Below are 19,544 nucleotides of genomic sequence, written 5' to 3' on the forward strand. Positions count from 1 at the left end.
CGAAAAGTAGTCCCGAATGCATGGAAAAACGGGATAGAGGGGTTAGGCGTGAAACAGCTCGCTAGTGTGTTAACCCCGCTGACGTTAATCGTCCGTTAGGTCGAAACGTTAGAAACCTCCACTTCAAGCTTTGCTAAGTGGGGGAGTATTCATGGTGTTTACGGGTAGGAAAGAATAAATTTGTTACTAAAAATAAAGAAGAGAACGATTCTGAATGTGATGTATATTATGTGACAACCTGACATCTATCAGATATAATAAATTATCTTAAAGGTGATAACTTTAATGAGTTTATGAATGAAAAGCATTTGGCGGTAGATAATCCGAATCGGTTATAAGGTCTATGTGACACTTGTTGCATAGACTTTTTTACGGAAAATGTCCTTTTTTACATAAAAAATACGAAAATAGGAGAAAAAAAGCGAATTTTTTCGAAAGTTTTGCGGGAAAATATTGTATGAGCCTGCATGTTTATCGTATCATTAGTAAAAGGACTCGGGAGTGACATCTTCAAATAGAGTGGATGTCTTTTTTTCATTCAAGTGAACCGATACATAAAGATAGATAACATAAACAGAAGGAGTGTACGAAGAGATGAACGTAACAATCTATGACGTAGCGCGCGAAGCAAACGTTTCAATGGCAACTGTATCACGCGTTGTGAACGGTAACCCAAATGTAAAGCCTACAACAAGAAAGAAAGTATTAGAAGCGATTGATCGTTTAGGATACCGCCCAAATGCGGTAGCACGTGGACTAGCAAGTAAAAAGACGACAACAGTAGGTGTTATTATTCCAGATATCTCAAATACGTTTTACGCGGAACTTGCACGTGGAATCGAAGATATCGCGACAATGTACAAATATAACATTATTTTAAGTAACTCTGATCAAAATAAAGAAAAAGAGTTTCATTTATTAAATACAATGCTTGGTAAACAAGTGGACGGTATTGTATTCATGGGTGAAGATATTACAGATACACATGTAGAGGAATTTAAAAAGTCTCCAGTACCAATTGTATTAGCAGCATCATTTGATGAGGGAAATGAAACGTCATCAGTGAACATCGATTATATACAAGCAGCTTATGATGCGATGAAACATTTCTTAGAGCAAGGTCATAAGCGTATCGGTTTCGTATCAGGTCCTTACATTGACAAAGCAGGAAGCGCGAAGAAATTACAAGGTTATAAAAAAGCGTTAGAAGAAGTAGGAATCGCATATGATGAAAATCTCGTTATTGACGGAGACTACACATATGATTCAGGTCTAGAAGCATTTGAAAAGCTTTGGGAACTTGATCAAAAACCAACAGCAATCTTTGTATCTTCAGATGAAATGGCACTAGGTGTCATCCATGCAGCCCAAGACGCTGGATTAAACGTACCAGAAGATGTAGAAGTACTTGGTTTTGATAATACACGTCTTGCATTAATGGTACGTCCACAGCTTTCAACAGTTGTACAGCCTATGTATGATATCGGTGCAGTAGCAATGCGTCTACTGACAAAATATATGAACAAAGAAAAAGTAGAAGATCATACGGTTATCTTACCTCACCGTATTCAATTTAGAAATTCAACGAAGTAAGAAAAGGAAAAACTCACAGCTTGGTGCTGTGAGTTTTTTTGCCGTGGAGAGGGGGAGCTGACGAGGTTTGTTCGTATAAAATGGTGAGTGAAATTTTATCGACGATTTTTTAAATATATCAATCGTTTCTCATCATATATCAGCGCAAATTGAAATATATCAGCGATTCGACAAAGGATATCGACTAACCAACAAAAAACGACAAAAAACAGGGGCTCATAGCTCTTGTTTTTTTATTCATGTTTAATTTTATAAATAATACTAGCTACGATAGAAGCAGGTATGTAATAAGGATTACTTTCATAATGAAAATATAGTCTTAATTATTTTCGATAAATGCCCATAGTTCATCCGCATGACGCAAATTATTATCTATACACATTTGTGCGGTTGTTTTGAATCCTGTTAACAAATCATTTATTTGTAAAGTATGATACTTTTCTATATCTCCGTTTACTGTTGTAGTATCTTTTTTAAAATTAATAGAGACACCTAATAATACTTTATTCGTTTTGATATCGACTACTTCAATATAAAAAAATTTGTTTTCTAAATCGATTGTAATATAATCAAATCTTTCTATTTGTTCTAATATGGCATAGCTAGTGTAGTCATCTTTCAATAGTAATCCCTCCACCTATACAAATTGCGGTGTTGTAAACAAAAAGAGCTTTCCACTCATTTACTTTTTTTGTCTTTACGTGGAATAGGGAAGAAAAAGGCACTGACCGTTCCTACGTATGGGTGGATGCTCTCTTTCGTTCAAAAAGAAAAGCCTTTTAAGTACATATCTCTATCCCTTTATCATATTCTGTTTAGCAGTAAAATTTCCTGCAACTACGAAATGTCATGTATAATAGAAAGAAAAGACTTGTGAGGGGGGAGAAAAGATGATCGTTCTTTGGATAATTACGCTTTGTATGACTGCCTTTTTTGCATATATGACGTTAAAACAAAATGGCTTAAAGCGCTTTGTTCCAGGAAGTATTCTTGCAGGAATTGCCCTTATCACGTATGTAACTTCTATTTTTATTGAAAGTATATCGGTGAATTTGAGCGCTAGTTTCGTATTTGTTGCGATCACATTATTTGCAGGTGCGATTATGATATTAGTCGTTGCCGGTATTATTTTGTTTATTCATATGAATTCGGAAACGTTATAATATATAAATCCAAATGAAAAAACGAACATCAAACGATTCTTTTCACATGGATGAGAGCATCTGGCCATGGATAGAAGTGGTCAGTGCCTTTTTTAGCCCCATTCCATGTGAAAACAGAAGGAGAAAATGAGTGAAGGTCTCCATCTGTTTTTCATAACCATAATGTATCTGTTAGAAAATCAAATTGGATATATATAAAAGGCATGTCCTATGAAGGGCATGCCTTTTGTCCGTTCTATTATGCGTTGTCTTTTGAAGCATTTTGTTGTTTCAATAGGTCGCGAATTTCGCCAAGTAGTACTTCTTCCTTTGTTGGTTCTGGAATTTCTTCTACTTTTTCTTCTTCTTTTTTGAATGTTAGCTTGTTGAATAGTTTAATAAATAAGAAGATAGAGAATGCGATAATAAAGAAGTCAAAAACAGTTTGAATAAATGCGCCGTATTTTAACGTTGCTTTTCCCACAGGATAAGATAGATCTTTGAAATCAATACCACCTAGTAAAATTCCGATTACTGGCATAATAACATCATTTACTAAAGAAGTAACAATTTTACCAAATGCGCCACCAATTATAACCCCGACAGCTAAATCAACAACATTTCCTTTTAAAGCGAACTGTTTAAACTCGTTCCACATGTATGATTCCCATCCTTTCCACGATGCTATATGAATTTTATAATTTCTATCAACATATTCTATAGAAGTTTTTGATAGAAATAAAGAGGGAATGGGAATGAAAGTAAATTCAGAAAAATGAATGCGTTTTATTTTGTAATGTATTTTCGGTTTGTAGATTGTAATAATGATTGTAGCATTTGCTGTGATTTCAAACCTTCTACTCCATCAACCAATGGTTTTGTATCTCCTTGTACACAATCGATGAAATGGTGAACAGCATCTTCAAATCCGCGCTGTTTTAACGTTGTTTCCCATGAAGGTGAACCACTTTGTGTAACGTGATTATCTTGTTCAATCTCCAGCGTATTCATGTTTTTTACACGAATGATTTTACCCGTTGTGACAAGTTCGATTTGTTCTAGATTTGTACCAGCATGACGATGCATAGCGGTAGAGAGTGATGTGCCATTTGAACTTGTATACGTATGATGGCCATAAAGGAGTTCGTTTTTTTCATTAGTTTGTATCATATTATGAACAACACGAAGATCACCAGCTGCTAACCAACGAGCTGTATCGACAATATGTAGATAGTCATCAAGCATTGTAAAATCATATGTATATGGGCCGACTTTGTTTGTACGATGCTTTTCGATACGAATCCAAGAAATATCATGTGCTTGTTCTTTCGCAGCCACATACATAGGAACGAAACGACGATTGAAACCAACCATAAGTTTTCGGCTATGTTTTTCACTAAGTTCTACTAATCTTTCAGCTTGTTCAGTAGTAGCAGCTAACGGTTTATCAACGTAAACATCTATCCCTTTTTGAAGCAGTTCTGAAACAATTTCATAATGTGTTGCAGTGGAACTATGGACAAACAGTGCGTCGCATTCTGAAGCGAGAGTTTGTAAGCTAGTGAAGTCTTGAATACGATATTGTTTACAGATTTGTTTGCGTTTTTCAGCATTTGGTGTAAACGCTCCCGTAAATGTCCAATCTGTTTCTTTTGTGAGAGTTGGAAGATAAGCTTTTTGTGCAATGCTGCCTAATCCAATCATACCAATCCGAGGTTTATTCATATGTTTTCCCGTCCCTGTTATGGATTTTTATAAGTTGTATAGTTGTATAGCAACTATACTGTAGCATATGTATTGGAAGGAAACAAAAATTAAAGTTCTTTTTAATAGTGTATTTCACCAACTTCTCATTGATAAGTGTAAGGAATTATAATTTTGTAAGAATTGTCTTAGAAGATAGGTGCATTATTTTTACTATAAAATACAAATATTAATTTTTCATAAACTACAGCTAAAATAACTATAAAATCGCTTGAGTATTTGGAAATATCTCCTTATGCTTATGAATAACATAGGAAGATTTATAAAGTGAGGAATTGAATTATGTCTATTAAAACGAGGTTTCTGTTGTCTTATATAGCAGTTATTTTTGTTTCGATTACTCTTTTGTTAGTTACTGGCTTTTTAATTGTTTTTTCAATAACAGGGAATTTAGAATCAGTGAAAAATTTTTATAAAAGTTCTTATATTCAAAAGCCGCTGACCCCAGATGAAGAAAATGCTTTTCTTGAATTAAAGGGAGCAGCTAAGCAGAATCAATCGCAACTATTAGATGAAGCGATGATGTCGTCATTAGAGAAAAAAGGTGTGAAGATCGTTGTAAGAAAAGGAGAAACCATTTCATATGCGTCAAAAGCAATTGAAGGCTCTAATTTAAAAGGGGCACTGCCAAAATTTGAAGCAACGAATATTAATAGTCGCGGTACGGCTGAATTAAATGACACATTTTATCGCTACGTAAAGTTTGATTTTTATTTCCCTCATAATGAAGAAGGAAGTATATTTGTATTAAACAAGCAAAGTTCATATGTGGAGCTAACCGAAAAGTTATTCCCCATTTTGTTTATATCGTTATTACTGTTAGCTATTTTTATCATTGGATTATTAAGCTATCTCGTTTCAAGAAGTGTAATAAAACCTATTCTCATCTTGAAGGATGCGACTGGAAGAATTAAAGAAGGTGATTTGAATTTTCAAGTTCCAGTTACGTCTCATGATGAAATTGGCCAATTAAACAAAGCATTTGAAGAAATGAGGCAGAAATTAAAAGAATCCATTGAAGTGCAGGAGCAATATGAGGAGAATCGAAAAGAACTTATTTCGAATATCTCTCATGATTTAAAAACACCAATTACATCTATTATTGGCTATGTGGAAGGAATAAAAGACGGTGTTGCAAATACACCGGAGAAGATGGATAGATATTTAACAACGATTTATACGAAAGCAGCACATATGGATACACTCATTGATGAGCTCTTTTTATTTTCAAAATTAGACCTGAATCGTGTGCCATTTCAATTTGAAACGATAGAGTTGTATTCATTTATGGAAGATTTAATAGACGAAATACGGATGGACTTAAGTGAATATGGAATTAACGTACACTTCCAATCGCCTAAATATGCACAAGTTTATGTAACAGCTGATCGCGAAAAAGTGAAGCGAGTTATATCCAACTTAATTCATAACAGTGTGAAGTACATGGATAAACCGGAGAAAGAAATTACGGTTACATTACTAGAGGAAGCGAATGCGGTAATAGTAAGAGTTACAGATAATGGAGTTGGTATAGACTCTGATACACTTCCATACATCTTTGAGCGCTTTTATCGTGCAGAACAATCCCGTAATTCTAGTACAGGTGGAAGTGGACTTGGCTTAGCTATCGCAAAGCAAATTGTTGAAGGACATGGAGGAAAGATTTGGGCGGAAAGTAAATTAGGAGAAAGTACAAGTATTTTCTTTTCATTGAAAAAAGTACAGGAATGTGGTGAGTAGAGTGAAGCGAATTTTACTAATTGAAGATGAAGTCAGTATTGCAGAGTTACAGCGCGACTATTTAGAGATTCATGATTTTCAAGTGGATGTACAACATTCAGGAGAAACAGGATTACAATGTGCTTTACAGGAACAATATGATCTGATTATTCTAGATATTATGCTTCCAAAGATGAATGGTTTTGAAATTTGTAAACAAATACGCGCTGTGAAAGATATTCCGATTTTACTTGTTTCAGCTAAGAAAGAAGACATTGATAAAATTCGTGGTCTTGGACTCGGAGCGGATGATTATATTACAAAGCCGTTCAGTCCAAGTGAATTAGTTGCAAGAGTAAAAGCACATATTGCACGTTACGAGCGATTGTCCGGAAATATGATCAAGCAGCGGGATATGTTATATATCCATGGGATTTCTATTGATCAACGTGCTAGAAAAGTATTCATAAACAATGAAGAAGTTGCTTTTACAACGAAAGAATTTGATTTACTTACATTTTTTGTGATGAATCCGAATCAAGTATTAAGTAAAGAACAATTATTTGAACGGATTTGGGGATTAGATTCAGCCGGAGATTTAGCTACAGTTGTTGTTCATGTTCGAAAATTACGTGAGAAAATTGAAAGGGACCCTGCGCATCCGCAATATATTGAAACAGTGTGGGGAGCTGGATATCGATTTAACGTATAGTAAACCTGTCAAAGTATTGGCGGGTTTTTTTTATGTAAGAGCTGCCCTTTCCACATGAACATTTTCCTCCATAAAATAAGAATAGGAGAATCCCCTATTCTTATCATTTAGTACAAAGCTTTTTTTGTATTATTCCGAATAATTTCAAGGCATTTTGCTACTGTTAATGCATTTTTTTCTTCAATTTCTGGTTTTCTAGGGATGGGGTTATATATGTTATTCGGATCTTCCCATGTAAGGGGGAGATCTGTATGTGCTTGTCCTTTCCAAGCTTCAATCCATTCTGGAGGGAGATAACCTGATGTGTTTTGGATGTTGTTCATTTCGAGCCAAATGAGTGCCCATGCTCTTGGGACAACGCGCCATATGTCGTATCCGCCGCCGCCAACTGCAATCCAGCGTCCGCCGCAATATTCATTGGCGATTTCATGAGCAAGCTTTGGGATTTCATGATAAATTTGCATCGTTGCACAAAGATGAGTGAGAGGGTCGTAATAATGTGCATCAGCTCCGTTTTGCGTTAAAATAATATCCGGTTTAAAATAAGCGGCGACTTCTTTCACAACAGTACGATATGATTGCAAAAAAGATTCGTCTTCTGTAAAGGCATCAAGTGGAACGTTAAAAGAATAACTATAGCCACCGCCCTGGCCACGCTCGTTTACAGCGCCGGTTCCAGGAAATAAATAGCGTCCAGTTTCATGTAATGATATCGTACAGACGTTAGGATCATCATAAAAAGACCATTGTACACCATCACCGTGATGAGCATCTGTATCAATGTATAAAACGCGCAATCCATATTTTTTTTGCATATATTTTATAGCGATAGAGCTATCGTTATAAATACAAAATCCAGATGCTTTGCCCCGAAATCCGTGGTGTAACCCGCCGCCTAAATTTAAAGCGTGTTTTACTTGACCTGAAAGAACGGCATCTACAGCAGTTAATGTCCCGCCAACAAGCAATGCACTTGCTTCATGCATATTAGGAAACATTGGTGTATCTTCTGTCCCAAGTCCGTATGACATAGCGATTGATTGTTCTAATTTTCCTTCTCCAGCACGTTTTACCGCATTTATGTATTCCTCCGTATGAATGAAAGCAATCTCCTCATCTGTGGCCATTCGTGGTGGAATGACTTGAGAAGGATGAATAAGCCCGCTTTTTTCTAATAAATCATAGGTGAGTGTAACGCGGAGCTGATTAAAGGGATGTTCAGGGCTAAAGGAATAGCCCCGAAAATCATCTGAATAAATGAAGGCGCTAGTCATGCCTGTATCCCCGTAATATTTGGCCATAAGACATGATAGCCTTTTGTCTCTAATGTTTTGATTACTTTTAGAGGATTCATCGTTTGAATGCGGAAAACGAGTACTTTATCATTCTCATCTTTTGCTGGATAGACGAGAACACTCACAATATTAATGCGTAAATCACTAAAAATAGCAACTACTTTTCCGAGAATACCAGGTTCATTTTTTACTTGAATTTCAATTTGTGAACTTGGCTGATGGGCACCTGTTAGTTTTACGAGCGTATGCAAGACTGTGGATTCGGATATAATCCCAACAAGCTTTCCGCCCTTCGTCACAGGAAGGCAGCCGATTTTATTTTCAAAAAATAACGTCGCAATTTCCTCAACAAAATCGAGAGGATGACATGTCATAACTGGTTGTTTCATAATTAATCGAATCGGTTGTTTAAGTGCATCCATTGAAACTTGTTCATTAAGAATAGACGGGCTCGCATCGCGTACGTCGCGATCGGAAATAATACCGACTACAATGTTGTGATGATCAATAATTGGAATGTGTCGAATGCCTTGCGCAGTTAATGTGCGCAGAGCTATTTCTATCGTATCGTCTGGGTGCAGCGCTATTACATGTTGATTCATAATTTCTTCTACAATCATTTCATAAGCCCCCTTTCTTAATACATAAAACGATTTTGAAAGCGTAAGCGGTCAAAAGCTTGGATTGAATTTGTATCGACGCGGTTGCCGATGCGAACCATTAAACAGTTAGCTGGATGGGAACAAATTTCTGGATCATCTGTTGCCATCCATTCTAGTCCGCCAGCATTCATCATCTTTTCCATTACTTTTCGGTATTCCCAAACATTTAAACCTGTTTGTTTTAAATCCCAGTGCCAGTAATATTCAGTCGTTAATATAATATAATCTTCCATATGATCATCCATCATTGAAACTTCTAATAAATTTTTCCCAACTGAACACCCGCGGAATGCAGGGACGACTTCAATCGCACCAAGTTCAATTAAATTGTCCATCTTTCCTTCTGACCATCTCTCTAGCGGATCAGGATATAGGTATGTAACGTATCCGACAATCATTCGGTCATGTCTTGCGATAATGAGACGAGCTTCTGGTAATTTAGAAATTTCGATAATCGCTTTATATTGCTGATCGGCAGGACGAAATGCAACTAAATCCGGATGAAATTCATACATTTCGAGATTATGTGTAGACACTGGACCTTCAATGATTAAAGTTCCTTTTGCCGTTTTTAAGTTTCTTACATTATATGTTTTTTGATGAATCAATATTTTACTCACCACCTTGAGAGTTTGTGCATTTTTCTATATCGTACCTTACAGTATATGCGATGTGAATCGAATTTTGTCAGTAAAAATTTGTCTAAAAATCAACAAAAAATACTGAAAATTTTAAATAATGTCATTATAATAGATAATAGAATACATAGGAGGGGGATGTAAAGTATGAAAGTAGAAACACTTCCTGTCATTAAAGGAGAAAATAATTTGCCAGATTATGAAGAAACATATGCAAGTTTTAACTGGGAAGAGGTAAATAAAAACTTTTCTTGGTATGAAACAGGACGAGTAAACATGGCATATGAGGCGATTGATAAACATGCGAAATCTGATCGTAAAAATAAAGTAGCTCTTTATTATCAAGACGGATCGCGTAAAGAGAAATATACATTTAAAGAAATGAAAGAGTTCTCCAACAAAGCAGGAAATGTCCTGAAAAATTATGGGGATGTTGAAAAGGGAGATCGTGTTTTTATTTTCATGCCGCGCTCACCAGAATTATATTTTGCCCTTCTTGGTGCAGTGAAATTAGGGGCGATTGTTGGGCCATTATTTGAAGCGTTTATGGAAGGAGCAGTGCGGGATCGCTTAGAAGATAGCGAAGCAAAAGTGTTAATTACAACACCTGAATTGTTAGAGCGTGTTCCACTTAATGATCTACCAGCATTAAAAACAGTCTTTCTTGTTGGAGAAAATGTAGAAGAAGGCGGAAAGCTTGTTGCGTTTAATCCATTATTTGAACAAGCTTCTAATAAATTGCAAATCGAATGGTTAGACCGAGAAGATGGGTTAATTCTTCACTATACTTCCGGTTCTACTGGAAAGCCAAAAGGTGTTCTTCATGCCCAAAATGCGATGGTACAGCATTATCAAACAGCAAAATGGGTGCTTGATTTAAAAGAAGATGATGTATATTGGTGCACAGCTGACCCAGGCTGGGTGACAGGAACGGCTTACGGTATTTTTGCGCCGTGGTTAGTAGGAGCTTCAAATGTGATTTTAGGAGGACGCTTTAGTCCAGAAGCGTGGTATGAAGCGCTAGAGGATTACGGTGTAACGGTTTGGTATAGTGCCCCAACGGCGTTCCGAATGTTAATGGGAGCAGGCGAAGGGGCAATTAAGAAACATGATTTATCAGCACTTCGTCACGTATTAAGTGTTGGGGAACCATTAAATCCAGAAGTAATTCGCTGGGGTATGAACGCATTTGGTCTTCGCATTCATGATACATGGTGGATGACAGAAACAGGAGGACAAGTAATCTGTAACTATCCATGTATGGAAATTCGTCCAGGATCAATGGGAAAACCAATTCCAGGTGTGAAGGCAGCAATTGTTGATAATGAAGGAAATGAAGTACCGCCATATACAATGGGGAACTTAGCGATTGCTAAGGGATGGCCATCTATGATGCGTGCTGTTTGGAACAACCCGCAAAAGTATGAGTCTTACTTCATGCCAGGAGATTGGTATGTATCAGGTGACTCTGCATATATGGATGAAGATGGTTACTTCTGGTTCCAAGGACGCATCGATGATGTAATCATGACATCAGGTGAGCGCGTTGGTCCATTTGAAGTAGAAAGTAAATTAATCGAGCACGCTGCTGTAGCGGAAGCTGGTGTAATTGGTATTCCAGACCCAGTGCGCGGAGAAATTATTAAAGCGTTTATCGCATTGCGTGCTGGATATGAACCGTCTGATGAACTAAAAGAAGAGATTCGTCAATTTGTGAAAAAAGGCTTAGCAGCTCATGCCGCACCAAGACAAATTGAATTCCGCGATAAATTACCGAAAACAAGAAGCGGTAAAATTATGCGCCGCGTCCTAAAAGCGTGGGAGTTAAACTTACCAACAGGCGATTTATCAACGATGGAAGATTAAGAGAGAAAGGTCTGAACGTATACTGCGTCCGGACCTTTCTTTTTATGCTATATAAATACAACTTGAAAAAATGCCATAAAACCATTCTTTTTAGGTGGGAGAGAGCATCCGGCCATACATAGAAGCGGTCAGCCTCTCTTCTTGCCCCATGCCAAGTGAAAACAAAGAGAGAAAATGAGTGTAGTTCACTTTATGTTCTTCCTAGCACCGGGCTATGTGTCGAAAAATAAAAATGGATTTATATAGGTATTGAATAGAAATGATAGAAAGGAAGATAGGGAGAATTTATAGATACTCTGTCACAAATTAATACTATTTCCTATAGCTTAAAACATCTTTTGGTGAGACAATGGTAATGTGTAACTCGTATGTACGAGTTACAAGGGGAGGATAAGATGAAAACAGAAAAAGAAAAAATGATACTAGGAGAAATGTATGTACCTGCTGATCCAGTACTTGTGCAAGAAAGAGAGCAGGCCCGCATATTAACAAGAAAATTAAATGAAACGCCAGAAATAAAATATGAAGAGCGTAGTGCAATTGTAAAAGAACTATTTGGAACGACAGGAGATAATATTCATATTGAATCTGCTTTTAAATGTGATTACGGTTATAACATTCATGTTGGCGAAAACTTTTATGCAAATTTTGATTGTGTCATTTTAGACGTATGCCCAGTAACAATCGGTGAAAACTGCATGCTAGCTCCAGGTGTTCATATTTATACGGCGACGCATCCGCTTGATCCAATCGAGCGCATAAGCGGAAAGGAATTCGGAAAACCAGTAACAATTGGGAATAACGTTTGGATTGGCGGGAGGGCGATTATTAATCCGGGTGTAACAATTGGGGATAATGCGGTGATTGCTTCCGGTGCAGTTGTGACGAAGGATGTCCCTGATCATGTTGTAGTTGGCGGAAATCCGGCGAAAATAATAAAAGAAATAAAATAGCTTTTGAATTATTTATATCTGTCTGTTGTGTTCTTATATAAAAACATAACGGACAGATATTTTTTGTATGTTTGGAGAATTTGTTAACTGAGATAAAGTGAAACTTTAATCAGTGGGGATATTACTGCCCGCAAATAGCGGGAGTCACTTTGCGATCAACCTTTTTTAGCGGAGTTTAGAATTTGAATTCAAATTGACATTATGTATACAAATGTATACAATTGATACAAATAACTATATGTATACATTTGTATACGAAGGGGTGGTTTTGTAATGAGAAAGGAAACATTTAAGGACTTTAAGAGAGAAGGGCATCATCATGGTGAACGTTACAGAGGGAAAGACGGTTCACACCACCGTGGCCCAAAAACGTTTCGCCGAGGAAGAGCGATTGCTTTTTTAGAAATGATGAATTTGAAACGTTCAACGATTAAACAACAATTAGATGCACCAGAGTTTCAATCGATTCACCAAATTTTAATCGGGGAATTAAAAGCTATTGATATGGTAATTAACGAATTTTCTCAATTATTTGAAATACACGAAAGTGAAACAACAGAAGTACAAGGTGAGAAAAATGAAGTAACAGAAGCTGCTGCAATCGATCGTAACGAGAAAGGGATGGAATAAAATGAATCAACTTAACAGTTATATTGATTCAGTGTTCCAAAAACAAGATGCTCTTTTGGAAGAAGTTATTTTGTCCATAAAAGAAAATGAGATGCCTCCTATATCGGTATCTCCTTCTTCTGGGAAATTGCTAACGATGCTTGTCTCCATTTCAGGAGCTAAAAATGTGCTAGAAATAGGGGCTCTTGGCGGCTATAGTGGAGTTTGTCTTGCTAGAGGATTTGGTGGTGGGGAAGGTAAGTTAACTTCTCTTGAATTAGAAGAGAAATATGCAAAATTAGCGTACAGTAATGTATCCAAAGCCGGCTTTGGTGATCAAGTATCATATATGACTGGACCTGCTTTACAAAGTCTTGAAAAACTAGTTGAAGAGCATACGCAATTTGATCTTTTCTTTATTGATGCAGACAAAGAAAACTATGAAAATTACTTGAACTACTGTATTAAGCTAGCGAAACCAGGTGCTGTAATCGTTGCGGATAACGTACTTGCGGGCGGTAGCGTAGCAGATTCAGGTGCTACACCGAAACGTCATACGGAACTAATGAAGAAATTTAATGAAACTGTGGCCAATCATCCTCAGTTAGAATCTTTGCTTATTCCGATTGGTGATGGGCTGACCGTTTCAAAAGTAAAAAAATAAAATAAGTTGTGAACCATTTGCCTCCTTCGTTTGTATAAGTTTATGACATGATAGATTAAGGGGGCCGATTTATATGCAGATGGGATTTATTATTTCAGGTGTTGTAGTATTTATAATGATGATTGTTATTCTTGGGATTTTAATACCTTTTGATAGGAAGTATATTGTACGAAAAGAAGGAAATAAGATTGATTTTACAAAAACAAAAATATATTTTCGCTGGAATGTATTTGATACCATTTCTGTTTGTCTTGCGATGTATGCATATATATGTGAACAAGTGTTAAGCGTTTTAGTTATGAGTAATTTAACAATTCAAAATGCATATGTACAGTTTTTAACGATTCAATCTCCAACGTGGACACTTGTTGCAAGTATATATTTAATTTCTCGTATTTCATTAACGTTAAAAGGAATAAAGGAAATCAAAAAACATGGCGCAAATTGGGATTGAGGAAGAGCTCATGCTTGCATATAAAAATGGGGATAAGCAAGCTGGCGAAAAATTATATATCTTAATAAAACCTGCGTTATATACGTTTTTATATCGATTTAACCGCGATGAGCAATTGAGTATAGACCTTGTCCAAGATACGTTTTTGACGTTAGAACGTAAGAAACATATGTATGAGATTGAAAAAGGAAAGGTTAAAACATACTTGTTCCAAATGGGTTATCGGCTCATGATTAATAAACTAAATCGAAGAAAAAAGTGGCGATCTTTGTTGCCGTTTTTAGTACCAATTGAGGAGAGGGAGTTTTCACAAGAAGATCGTCTTACAGTAAGAGACGCGATGTTGAAAGTGCCTGAGGATCAGCGGGCCGTCCTTATCCTTTCGTATTATCATGATATGCCGCAAAAGGAAATTGCAGAAGTACTCAATATTCCCGTAGGAACGGTGAAATCGAGGCTTCACAATGGCATAAAGAAATTGAAACAATTGCTGGAGGTGGATGATATTGAGCGAAAATCCCTTTGATAAGGAATATAAATTAAATATGCATTTAGATAGCGATTATGTAGAAGTGCCGGATTTTTCGAAAGAAGTAAGTCGCTTAGAACGGTTCCTTCAATTTCTTGCCTCTCCAGCAAAAGATCCTATAGAAGCAACGATTGGAAATGATTTATCAATTGTGTTTCATGTTTCACTATTAGTGGGTGTTCCCATTTTCTCTCTTATTACGATATTGATCACGACTTTGTAAAAAATGGGGTTCACCTCTATTTGACACACCGATACAAATGATGGTATAAAGGAAAGTATATAAATAGTTGAGCGTGGAAAGGGAGAAGTAGTGATCATTTCCCTGTTTTAGAGAGCTGATGGTCGGTGGAAATCAGCACATAGATGATCGCGAATTACGCCCCTAGAGCATCTTTTTTCGATTGAATTGTTATTCAAAAGGGAAAAGACGGTGCTGAGCCGTTATGTGAATGAGGTGGTAGGCCTTTTTTGCCTGCAACTAGGGTGGTAACGCGATAATCAAAATCGTCCCTTATTTAAGGGGCGATTTTTTTATGTTTTCAAATTTCACGTTCTATTAATTTAAAGGAGAGTATGTAGGATATGGGTATTTTACAAGATCTTGAATTTCGCGGACTAATTAATCAGCAAACAGATGCTGAAGGTTTAGAACAATTATTAGAAAAAGAAAGTGTAAAATTATACTGTGGTTTTGACCCAACAGCAGATAGCTTACACATCGGTCATATGTTACCAGTATTAATGTTACGTCGTTTCCAATTAGCTGGTCATCAACCAATCGCACTTGTTGGCGGTGGTACAGGTATGATCGGAGATCCAAGTGGTAAAAAAGCAGAACGTACATTAAATACGAAAGATACAGTTGCTTACTACACAGAAAGTATTAAAAATCAGCTTTCAAACTTCTTAGAGTTTGAAAATGTAGAAAACCCAGCAACAATGGCAAATAACTATGATTGGCTTGGGAACTTAGATGTAATTACATTCTTACGCGACATCGGTAAAAACTTCGGTTTAAACTACATGTTAGCAAAAGATACAGTAGCATCTCGTTTAGAAACAGGTATTTCATTTACTGAATTTAGTTACATGATTTTACAATCATATGATTTCTTAAATCTGTACCAACAACAAGGTTGCCGTCTGCAAATTGGTGGTAGTGACCAATGGGGTAACATTACAGCGGGTCTTGAATTAATTCGTAAATCAGAAGAAGATGCGAAAGCATTTGGTTTAACAATTCCACTTGTTACAAAATCTGACGGTACGAAGTTTGGTAAAACAGAGGGCGGCGCAGTTTGGTTAGATCCAGAAAAAACAACGCCTTATGAGTTCTACCAGTTCTGGATTAACACGGACGATCGTGATGTTGTAAAATACTTGAAATACTTCACATTCTTATCTCATGAAGAAATTATTGAGTTAGAAAAACAAACAACGGAAGCACCAGAAAAACGTGCAGCGCAAAAAGCGTTAGCTTCTGAAATGACAAAACTTGTTCACGGGGCGGAAGCACTAGAGCAAGCGATTAAAATTTCTGCAGCATTATTTAGCGGCTCTGTAGCGGAACTAACTGCAAGCGAAATTGAGCAAGGTTTCAAAGATGTACCATCTGTTGAACGCAGTGCAGAAGATACAGTATTAATTGATTTACTTGTTGAAAGCAAAATTTCACCATCAAAACGTCAAGCACGTGAAGATGTAACAAACGGTGCAATTTACGTAAATGGCGAGCGTACACAAGCACTAGATTATGTTGTAACAGAAAAAGACCGCATTGAAGGTAAATTTACAATTATTCGTCGCGGTAAGAAGAAATATTTCTTAATTCGTTACTAATAAGAAGCTTTGAGGGCATTCCCTCAAAGCTTTTTTGTTTTAATCTCCTTTTCAAGTTCATACGGAAATCACATGTAAGCGGTATGATATTTGTATAACATAAAAGAAGGGAGTGAAAAAACAAAATGTCACTAGAAGCGCTCATCATCTTTTCTTTGTTAAATGCTGGTCAGTTGGCGGAGAATACACAAGGTGAGGTACATAAAAATCCGCAAGATGCTTATGTGTATGTTCAAAAAGAAGAGGATAATAAATAATTTTATTTTATATATAAGAGGACGTTCAAAAAAAGGAGGGTAAAGATAGCGAATCGCTGTCTTTATCCTCCTTTTTACATAAGTGTTAGGTGAACGAAAAAAGCCAATCCAAAAGGATCGGCTTTTTGTCATTAACGAGAGTAGAACTCTACGATTAATGCTTCGTTGATTTCAGCTGGTAACTCAGCGCGCTCAGCGTGACGAGTGTAAGTAGCTTCTAATTTATCAGCATCGAAAGTTAAGTATTCTGGTACGAAGTTGTTAACTTCGATCGCTTCTTTAACAACAACAAGGTTGTTAGATTTTTCGCGAACGCTGATAGTTTGACCAGGTTTTACGCGGTAAGATGGGATGTCTACGCGAGCGCCATCTACCATGATGTGACCGTGGTTTACTAATTGGCGAGCTGCACGACGAGTGCGAGCTAAGCCCATGCGGTAAACTAGGTTGTCAAGACGAGCTTCAAGAAGGATCATGAAGTTTTCGCCGTGTTTACCTGGCATTTTACCTGCTTGGTCAAATGTGCGACGGAATTGACGCTCAGTCATGCCGTACATGTGACGAAGTTTTTGTTTCTCTTGTAATTGTAAACCGTATTCTGAAAGTTTCTTACGTTGGTTAGGACCGTGAGGACCTGGTGCGTAAGGGCGTTTTTCTAATTCTTTTCCTGTGCCGCTTAGAGAGATTCCAAGACGACGAGACAGTTTCCAAGCTGGACCTGTATAACGAGCCATAGTTGACTCCTCCTTTAGTGTTTTTATTTTCGTAAAATAAAAACAGACGTAATCGATATTTACGGGCATTTTGTTTTCATGTACCTTCGCTCCAGCAGCAGGGAGTTACGAGATACACCTCAAACGTGAGGAACAAAATACAAACGATAAACTCACATTACAAGGCTGCCTTTTTATTTTACACAAACGCTATTATATCTTTTTGCTGGGATTTCGTCAAGCGAGTTCTTTTTCGTTTTATGCATGGAAATTTTGGAAACTGCAAGAAGGAATTCGAAACAGTGTGAAAGAAAGCATAGCAACAGACAGAAAACGCTTACATATTATAAAGACATAAGGGGGGATGTTTTTATGAAAAAGAAACAGATAGAAACAGCGCTTATTCATCACGGGTATGATGCGAAGATGCATAAAGGAAGTTTAACGCCGCCGTTATTTCAAACTTCAACTTATACATTTGAAACGGCGCAGCAAGGAGAGGCAAGTTTTGCTGGGCAAGATCCAGCTTATATTTATTCAAGACTCGGTAATCCAACAGTAGAATTATTCGAAGAACGCATGGCTATTTTAGAAGGAGGCGAATCGGCGCTTGCGTTCGGTTCTGGAATGGCAGCAATTTCGGCAACTCTTCTTGCATTTTTACGGGCTGGAGATCATATCGTTTGTTCAAATGGTTTATATGGGTGTACGTACGGTTTTTTAGAAGTACTAGAAGAGAAATTTATGATTACACATTCATTATGCGATATGGAAACAGAAGAAGAGATTACAGAAAAAATTCGTCCAAATACAAAACTAATATTTGTTGAAACACCAATTAATCCAACAATGAAGCTCATCGATTTAGAGAAGGTTATGAAGGTGGCAAAACAAAATGAATTGCTTGTCGTTGTTGACAATACATTTTGCTCACCTTACTTACAAACACCTCTTTCATTTGGTTGTGACGTTGTTCTTCATAGTGCTACAAAATATATTGGTGGTCACGGGGATGTTATTGCAGGAGTGATGGTTTGTAAAACGAAGGAGCTAGCTGAACAAATTAGGCCAATTCGAAAAGATATCGGAGGAATTATGGCACCTTTTGATGCATGGCTGTTGCTGCGTGGATTAAAGACGTTAGCTGTCCGAATGGATCGGCACTGTGATAATGCGGAAAAGGTAGTAACGTTTTTGAGAAATCAGGAAAGTGTGGAAGAAGTTTGGTATCCAGAAGGAGAAATCGCATCTCACCAAATGAAGCGCGGGGGCGGGGTCATTTCATTTACGATTAAAGGTGGAAAAGAAGAGGCACAGGCATTTATGAATGAATTGCAATTTATTACAATTGCGGTGAGCCTTGGTGACACAGAAACGTTAGTGCAGCATCCAGCAACGATGACGCATGCTGTCATTCCAGCGGCAGTACGTCATGAAATGGGCATTTTTGATAATTTAATCCGCTTATCTGTTGGACTAGAATCATGGGAGGATATCGCCCTGGATTTAACGCATGCGCTACAGAAGCGATCAAATACATTTTCTCATGTAAATGGAGAGTGAAAAAAAGAGCCATCGATTTCGTAAATTGATGGCTCTCATCTTTTACATATGTTTTAGGAGCGTTTCCACAAATTTCTCTAAATATCGCTGGTCGACTTCGTCGAAACGATTTTTCTCGGGGCTATCAATGTCGAGTACACCGATAACATTGCCTTCTTTTATAATCGGAACAACGATTTCGGAATTAGAGGCACTATCACAAGCGATATGACCTGGAAATTGATGAACATCTGCAACAAGCTGCGTTGTTTTTGTTTCAGCTGCAGCGCCGCAAACGCCGCGTCCAAATGGGATGCGTACGCACGCAGGCATTCCTTGAAATGGTCCAAGTATAAGCTCTGTTCCTTCTGTTACATAAAAACCAACCCAGTTAATGCGCTCTAAAAACTGATTTAGAAGAGCCGAAGCATTTGCTAAATTTGCAACTACATTCGATTCGCCCGTTAACAATGCATCAAGTTGTTTAATTACTGTTTCATATTGACCTTCACGTGATCCTGCATAACTTTCTTTCGTAAACATGGAAACGTCACCCTTTCTATCGAGAAATGTAAAATCATAGCAAAATA

At 37.2% G+C, this 19,544-nt stretch carries 22 protein-coding genes and 1 other annotated feature; of the genes, 14 read left to right on the forward strand and 8 right to left on the reverse strand.

Translation table 11 applies throughout. From position 1 onward, the window contains the following. The first annotated feature begins 594 nt into the window (after nucleotides 1-594). Nucleotides 595-1,593, forward strand: a complete 999-nt coding sequence (gene ccpA, locus ACX5JI_RS00005) for a catabolite control protein A (RefSeq protein WP_459499075.1) — start codon at nucleotides 595-597, stop codon at nucleotides 1,591-1,593. A gap of 319 nt (nucleotides 1,594-1,912) precedes the next feature. Here the strand turns inward: ccpA and dhp61 are convergent, their stop codons facing one another. After that, entirely contained in the window at nucleotides 1,913-2,215 is a 303-nt protein-coding gene (gene dhp61 / locus ACX5JI_RS00015) for a protein Dhp61 (protein ID WP_459499076.1), read from the reverse strand. Between the two features lie 268 nt (nucleotides 2,216-2,483). Between dhp61 and ACX5JI_RS00020 the strand changes: the two genes are divergently transcribed. Then, on the forward strand, nucleotides 2,484-2,756 hold the full coding sequence (locus tag ACX5JI_RS00020) for a DUF3917 domain-containing protein (RefSeq protein WP_459499077.1): 273 nt from the start codon (nucleotides 2,484-2,486) through the stop codon (nucleotides 2,754-2,756). A gap of 238 nt (nucleotides 2,757-2,994) precedes the next feature. On the opposite strand, the gene mscL is transcribed toward ACX5JI_RS00020, so the two are convergent. Beyond that, nucleotides 2,995-3,393 (reverse strand): large conductance mechanosensitive channel protein MscL, encoded by a 399-nt coding sequence (mscL, locus tag ACX5JI_RS00025; RefSeq protein ID WP_459499078.1) that lies wholly within the window; start codon nucleotides 3,391-3,393, stop codon nucleotides 2,995-2,997. A gap of 128 nt (nucleotides 3,394-3,521) precedes the next feature. Next, a complete protein-coding gene (locus ACX5JI_RS00030) occupies nucleotides 3,522-4,460 on the reverse strand; it encodes a Gfo/Idh/MocA family protein (RefSeq protein ID WP_459499079.1) in 939 nt (312 codons plus the stop codon). 321 nt (nucleotides 4,461-4,781) lie between these two features. Here ACX5JI_RS00030 and ACX5JI_RS00035 point away from each other — a divergent pair, with 321 nt between their 5' ends. Both ACX5JI_RS00035 and ACX5JI_RS00040 read left to right on the forward strand, forming a co-directional pair. After that, the gene (locus tag ACX5JI_RS00035) at nucleotides 4,782-6,239 is read left to right on the forward strand and encodes a sensor histidine kinase (protein ID WP_459499080.1); all 1,458 of its coding nucleotides are present in this window, start codon (nucleotides 4,782-4,784) and stop codon (nucleotides 6,237-6,239) included. 1 nt (nucleotide 6,240) lies between these two features. Continuing rightward, nucleotides 6,241-6,930 (forward strand): response regulator transcription factor, encoded by a 690-nt coding sequence (locus ACX5JI_RS00040; protein ID WP_459499081.1) that lies wholly within the window; start codon nucleotides 6,241-6,243, stop codon nucleotides 6,928-6,930. Between the two features lie 107 nt (nucleotides 6,931-7,037). On the opposite strand, the gene ACX5JI_RS00045 is transcribed toward ACX5JI_RS00040, so the two are convergent. The 3 genes from ACX5JI_RS00045 to ACX5JI_RS00055 are packed head-to-tail and all read right to left on the reverse strand — an operon-like array spanning nucleotide 7,038 to nucleotide 9,495. Next, nucleotides 7,038-8,204, reverse strand: coding sequence for an acetoin utilization protein AcuC (locus ACX5JI_RS00045; protein ID WP_459499082.1), 1,167 nt, complete (start codon nucleotides 8,202-8,204; stop codon nucleotides 7,038-7,040). Further along, on the reverse strand, nucleotides 8,201-8,845 hold the full coding sequence (locus tag ACX5JI_RS00050) for an acetoin utilization AcuB family protein (RefSeq protein ID WP_459499083.1): 645 nt from the start codon (nucleotides 8,843-8,845) through the stop codon (nucleotides 8,201-8,203). The genes ACX5JI_RS00045 and ACX5JI_RS00050 overlap by 4 nt, the downstream gene beginning before the upstream one ends. 17 nt (nucleotides 8,846-8,862) lie before the next feature. Then, complete coding sequence (locus ACX5JI_RS00055) at nucleotides 8,863-9,495, reverse strand: GNAT family N-acetyltransferase (RefSeq protein WP_459499084.1); 633 nt, start codon at nucleotides 9,493-9,495, stop codon at nucleotides 8,863-8,865. A 177-nt stretch (nucleotides 9,496-9,672) separates the two neighbouring features. Between ACX5JI_RS00055 and acsA the strand changes: the two genes are divergently transcribed. The 9 genes from acsA (at nucleotide 9,673) to ACX5JI_RS00100 (ending at nucleotide 16,699) form a co-directional block, all read left to right on the forward strand. Continuing rightward, nucleotides 9,673-11,391, forward strand: a complete 1,719-nt coding sequence (gene acsA / locus ACX5JI_RS00060) for an acetate--CoA ligase (RefSeq protein ID WP_459499085.1) — start codon at nucleotides 9,673-9,675, stop codon at nucleotides 11,389-11,391. 395 nt (nucleotides 11,392-11,786) lie between these two features. Continuing rightward, entirely contained in the window at nucleotides 11,787-12,344 is a 558-nt protein-coding gene (locus ACX5JI_RS00065) for a maltose acetyltransferase domain-containing protein (RefSeq protein ID WP_459499086.1), read from the forward strand. Nucleotides 12,345-12,617: 273 nt separating this feature from the next. Beyond that, nucleotides 12,618-12,974, forward strand: coding sequence for a hypothetical protein (locus ACX5JI_RS00070; RefSeq protein ID WP_459499087.1), 357 nt, complete (start codon nucleotides 12,618-12,620; stop codon nucleotides 12,972-12,974). A gap of 1 nt (nucleotide 12,975) precedes the next feature. Then, the gene (locus tag ACX5JI_RS00075) at nucleotides 12,976-13,617 is read left to right on the forward strand and encodes an O-methyltransferase (protein WP_459499088.1); all 642 of its coding nucleotides are present in this window, start codon (nucleotides 12,976-12,978) and stop codon (nucleotides 13,615-13,617) included. Between the two features lie 73 nt (nucleotides 13,618-13,690). Continuing rightward, entirely contained in the window at nucleotides 13,691-14,071 is a 381-nt protein-coding gene (locus ACX5JI_RS00080) for a hypothetical protein (RefSeq protein ID WP_459499089.1), read from the forward strand. After that, nucleotides 14,052-14,597 (forward strand): RNA polymerase sigma factor, encoded by a 546-nt coding sequence (locus ACX5JI_RS00085; protein WP_459499090.1) that lies wholly within the window; start codon nucleotides 14,052-14,054, stop codon nucleotides 14,595-14,597. Before ACX5JI_RS00080 ends, ACX5JI_RS00085 begins: the two co-directional genes overlap by 20 nt. Then, nucleotides 14,578-14,823, forward strand: coding sequence for a hypothetical protein (locus ACX5JI_RS00090; protein ID WP_459499091.1), 246 nt, complete (start codon nucleotides 14,578-14,580; stop codon nucleotides 14,821-14,823). The genes ACX5JI_RS00085 and ACX5JI_RS00090 overlap by 20 nt, the downstream gene beginning before the upstream one ends. Before the next feature lie 65 nt (nucleotides 14,824-14,888). Next, nucleotides 14,889-15,118: a binding site (T-box leader), on the forward strand. A 67-nt stretch (nucleotides 15,119-15,185) separates the two neighbouring features. Then, the gene (tyrS, locus tag ACX5JI_RS00095; RefSeq protein WP_459499092.1) at nucleotides 15,186-16,442 is read left to right on the forward strand and encodes a tyrosine--tRNA ligase; all 1,257 of its coding nucleotides are present in this window, start codon (nucleotides 15,186-15,188) and stop codon (nucleotides 16,440-16,442) included. A 125-nt stretch (nucleotides 16,443-16,567) separates the two neighbouring features. Then, nucleotides 16,568-16,699, forward strand: a complete 132-nt coding sequence (locus ACX5JI_RS00100) for a transporter (RefSeq protein WP_459499093.1) — start codon at nucleotides 16,568-16,570, stop codon at nucleotides 16,697-16,699. A 131-nt stretch (nucleotides 16,700-16,830) separates the two neighbouring features. On the opposite strand, the gene rpsD is transcribed toward ACX5JI_RS00100, so the two are convergent. Then, a complete protein-coding gene (gene rpsD, locus ACX5JI_RS00105; protein ID WP_000135311.1) occupies nucleotides 16,831-17,433 on the reverse strand; it encodes a 30S ribosomal protein S4 in 603 nt (200 codons plus the stop codon). A 351-nt stretch (nucleotides 17,434-17,784) separates the two neighbouring features. Here rpsD and megL point away from each other — a divergent pair, with 351 nt between their 5' ends. Further along, the gene (megL, locus tag ACX5JI_RS00110) at nucleotides 17,785-18,975 is read left to right on the forward strand and encodes a methionine gamma-lyase (RefSeq protein WP_459499094.1); all 1,191 of its coding nucleotides are present in this window, start codon (nucleotides 17,785-17,787) and stop codon (nucleotides 18,973-18,975) included. A gap of 42 nt (nucleotides 18,976-19,017) precedes the next feature. Here megL and msrC read toward each other — a convergent pair whose 3' ends face one another. Next, complete coding sequence (gene msrC / locus ACX5JI_RS00115) at nucleotides 19,018-19,497, reverse strand: free L-methionine (R)-S-oxide reductase MsrC (RefSeq protein ID WP_459499095.1); 480 nt, start codon at nucleotides 19,495-19,497, stop codon at nucleotides 19,018-19,020. Between the last annotated feature and the right edge of the window lie 47 nt (nucleotides 19,498-19,544).

The sequence above is a fragment of the Bacillus sp. C1 genome (genome assembly GCF_054570475.1).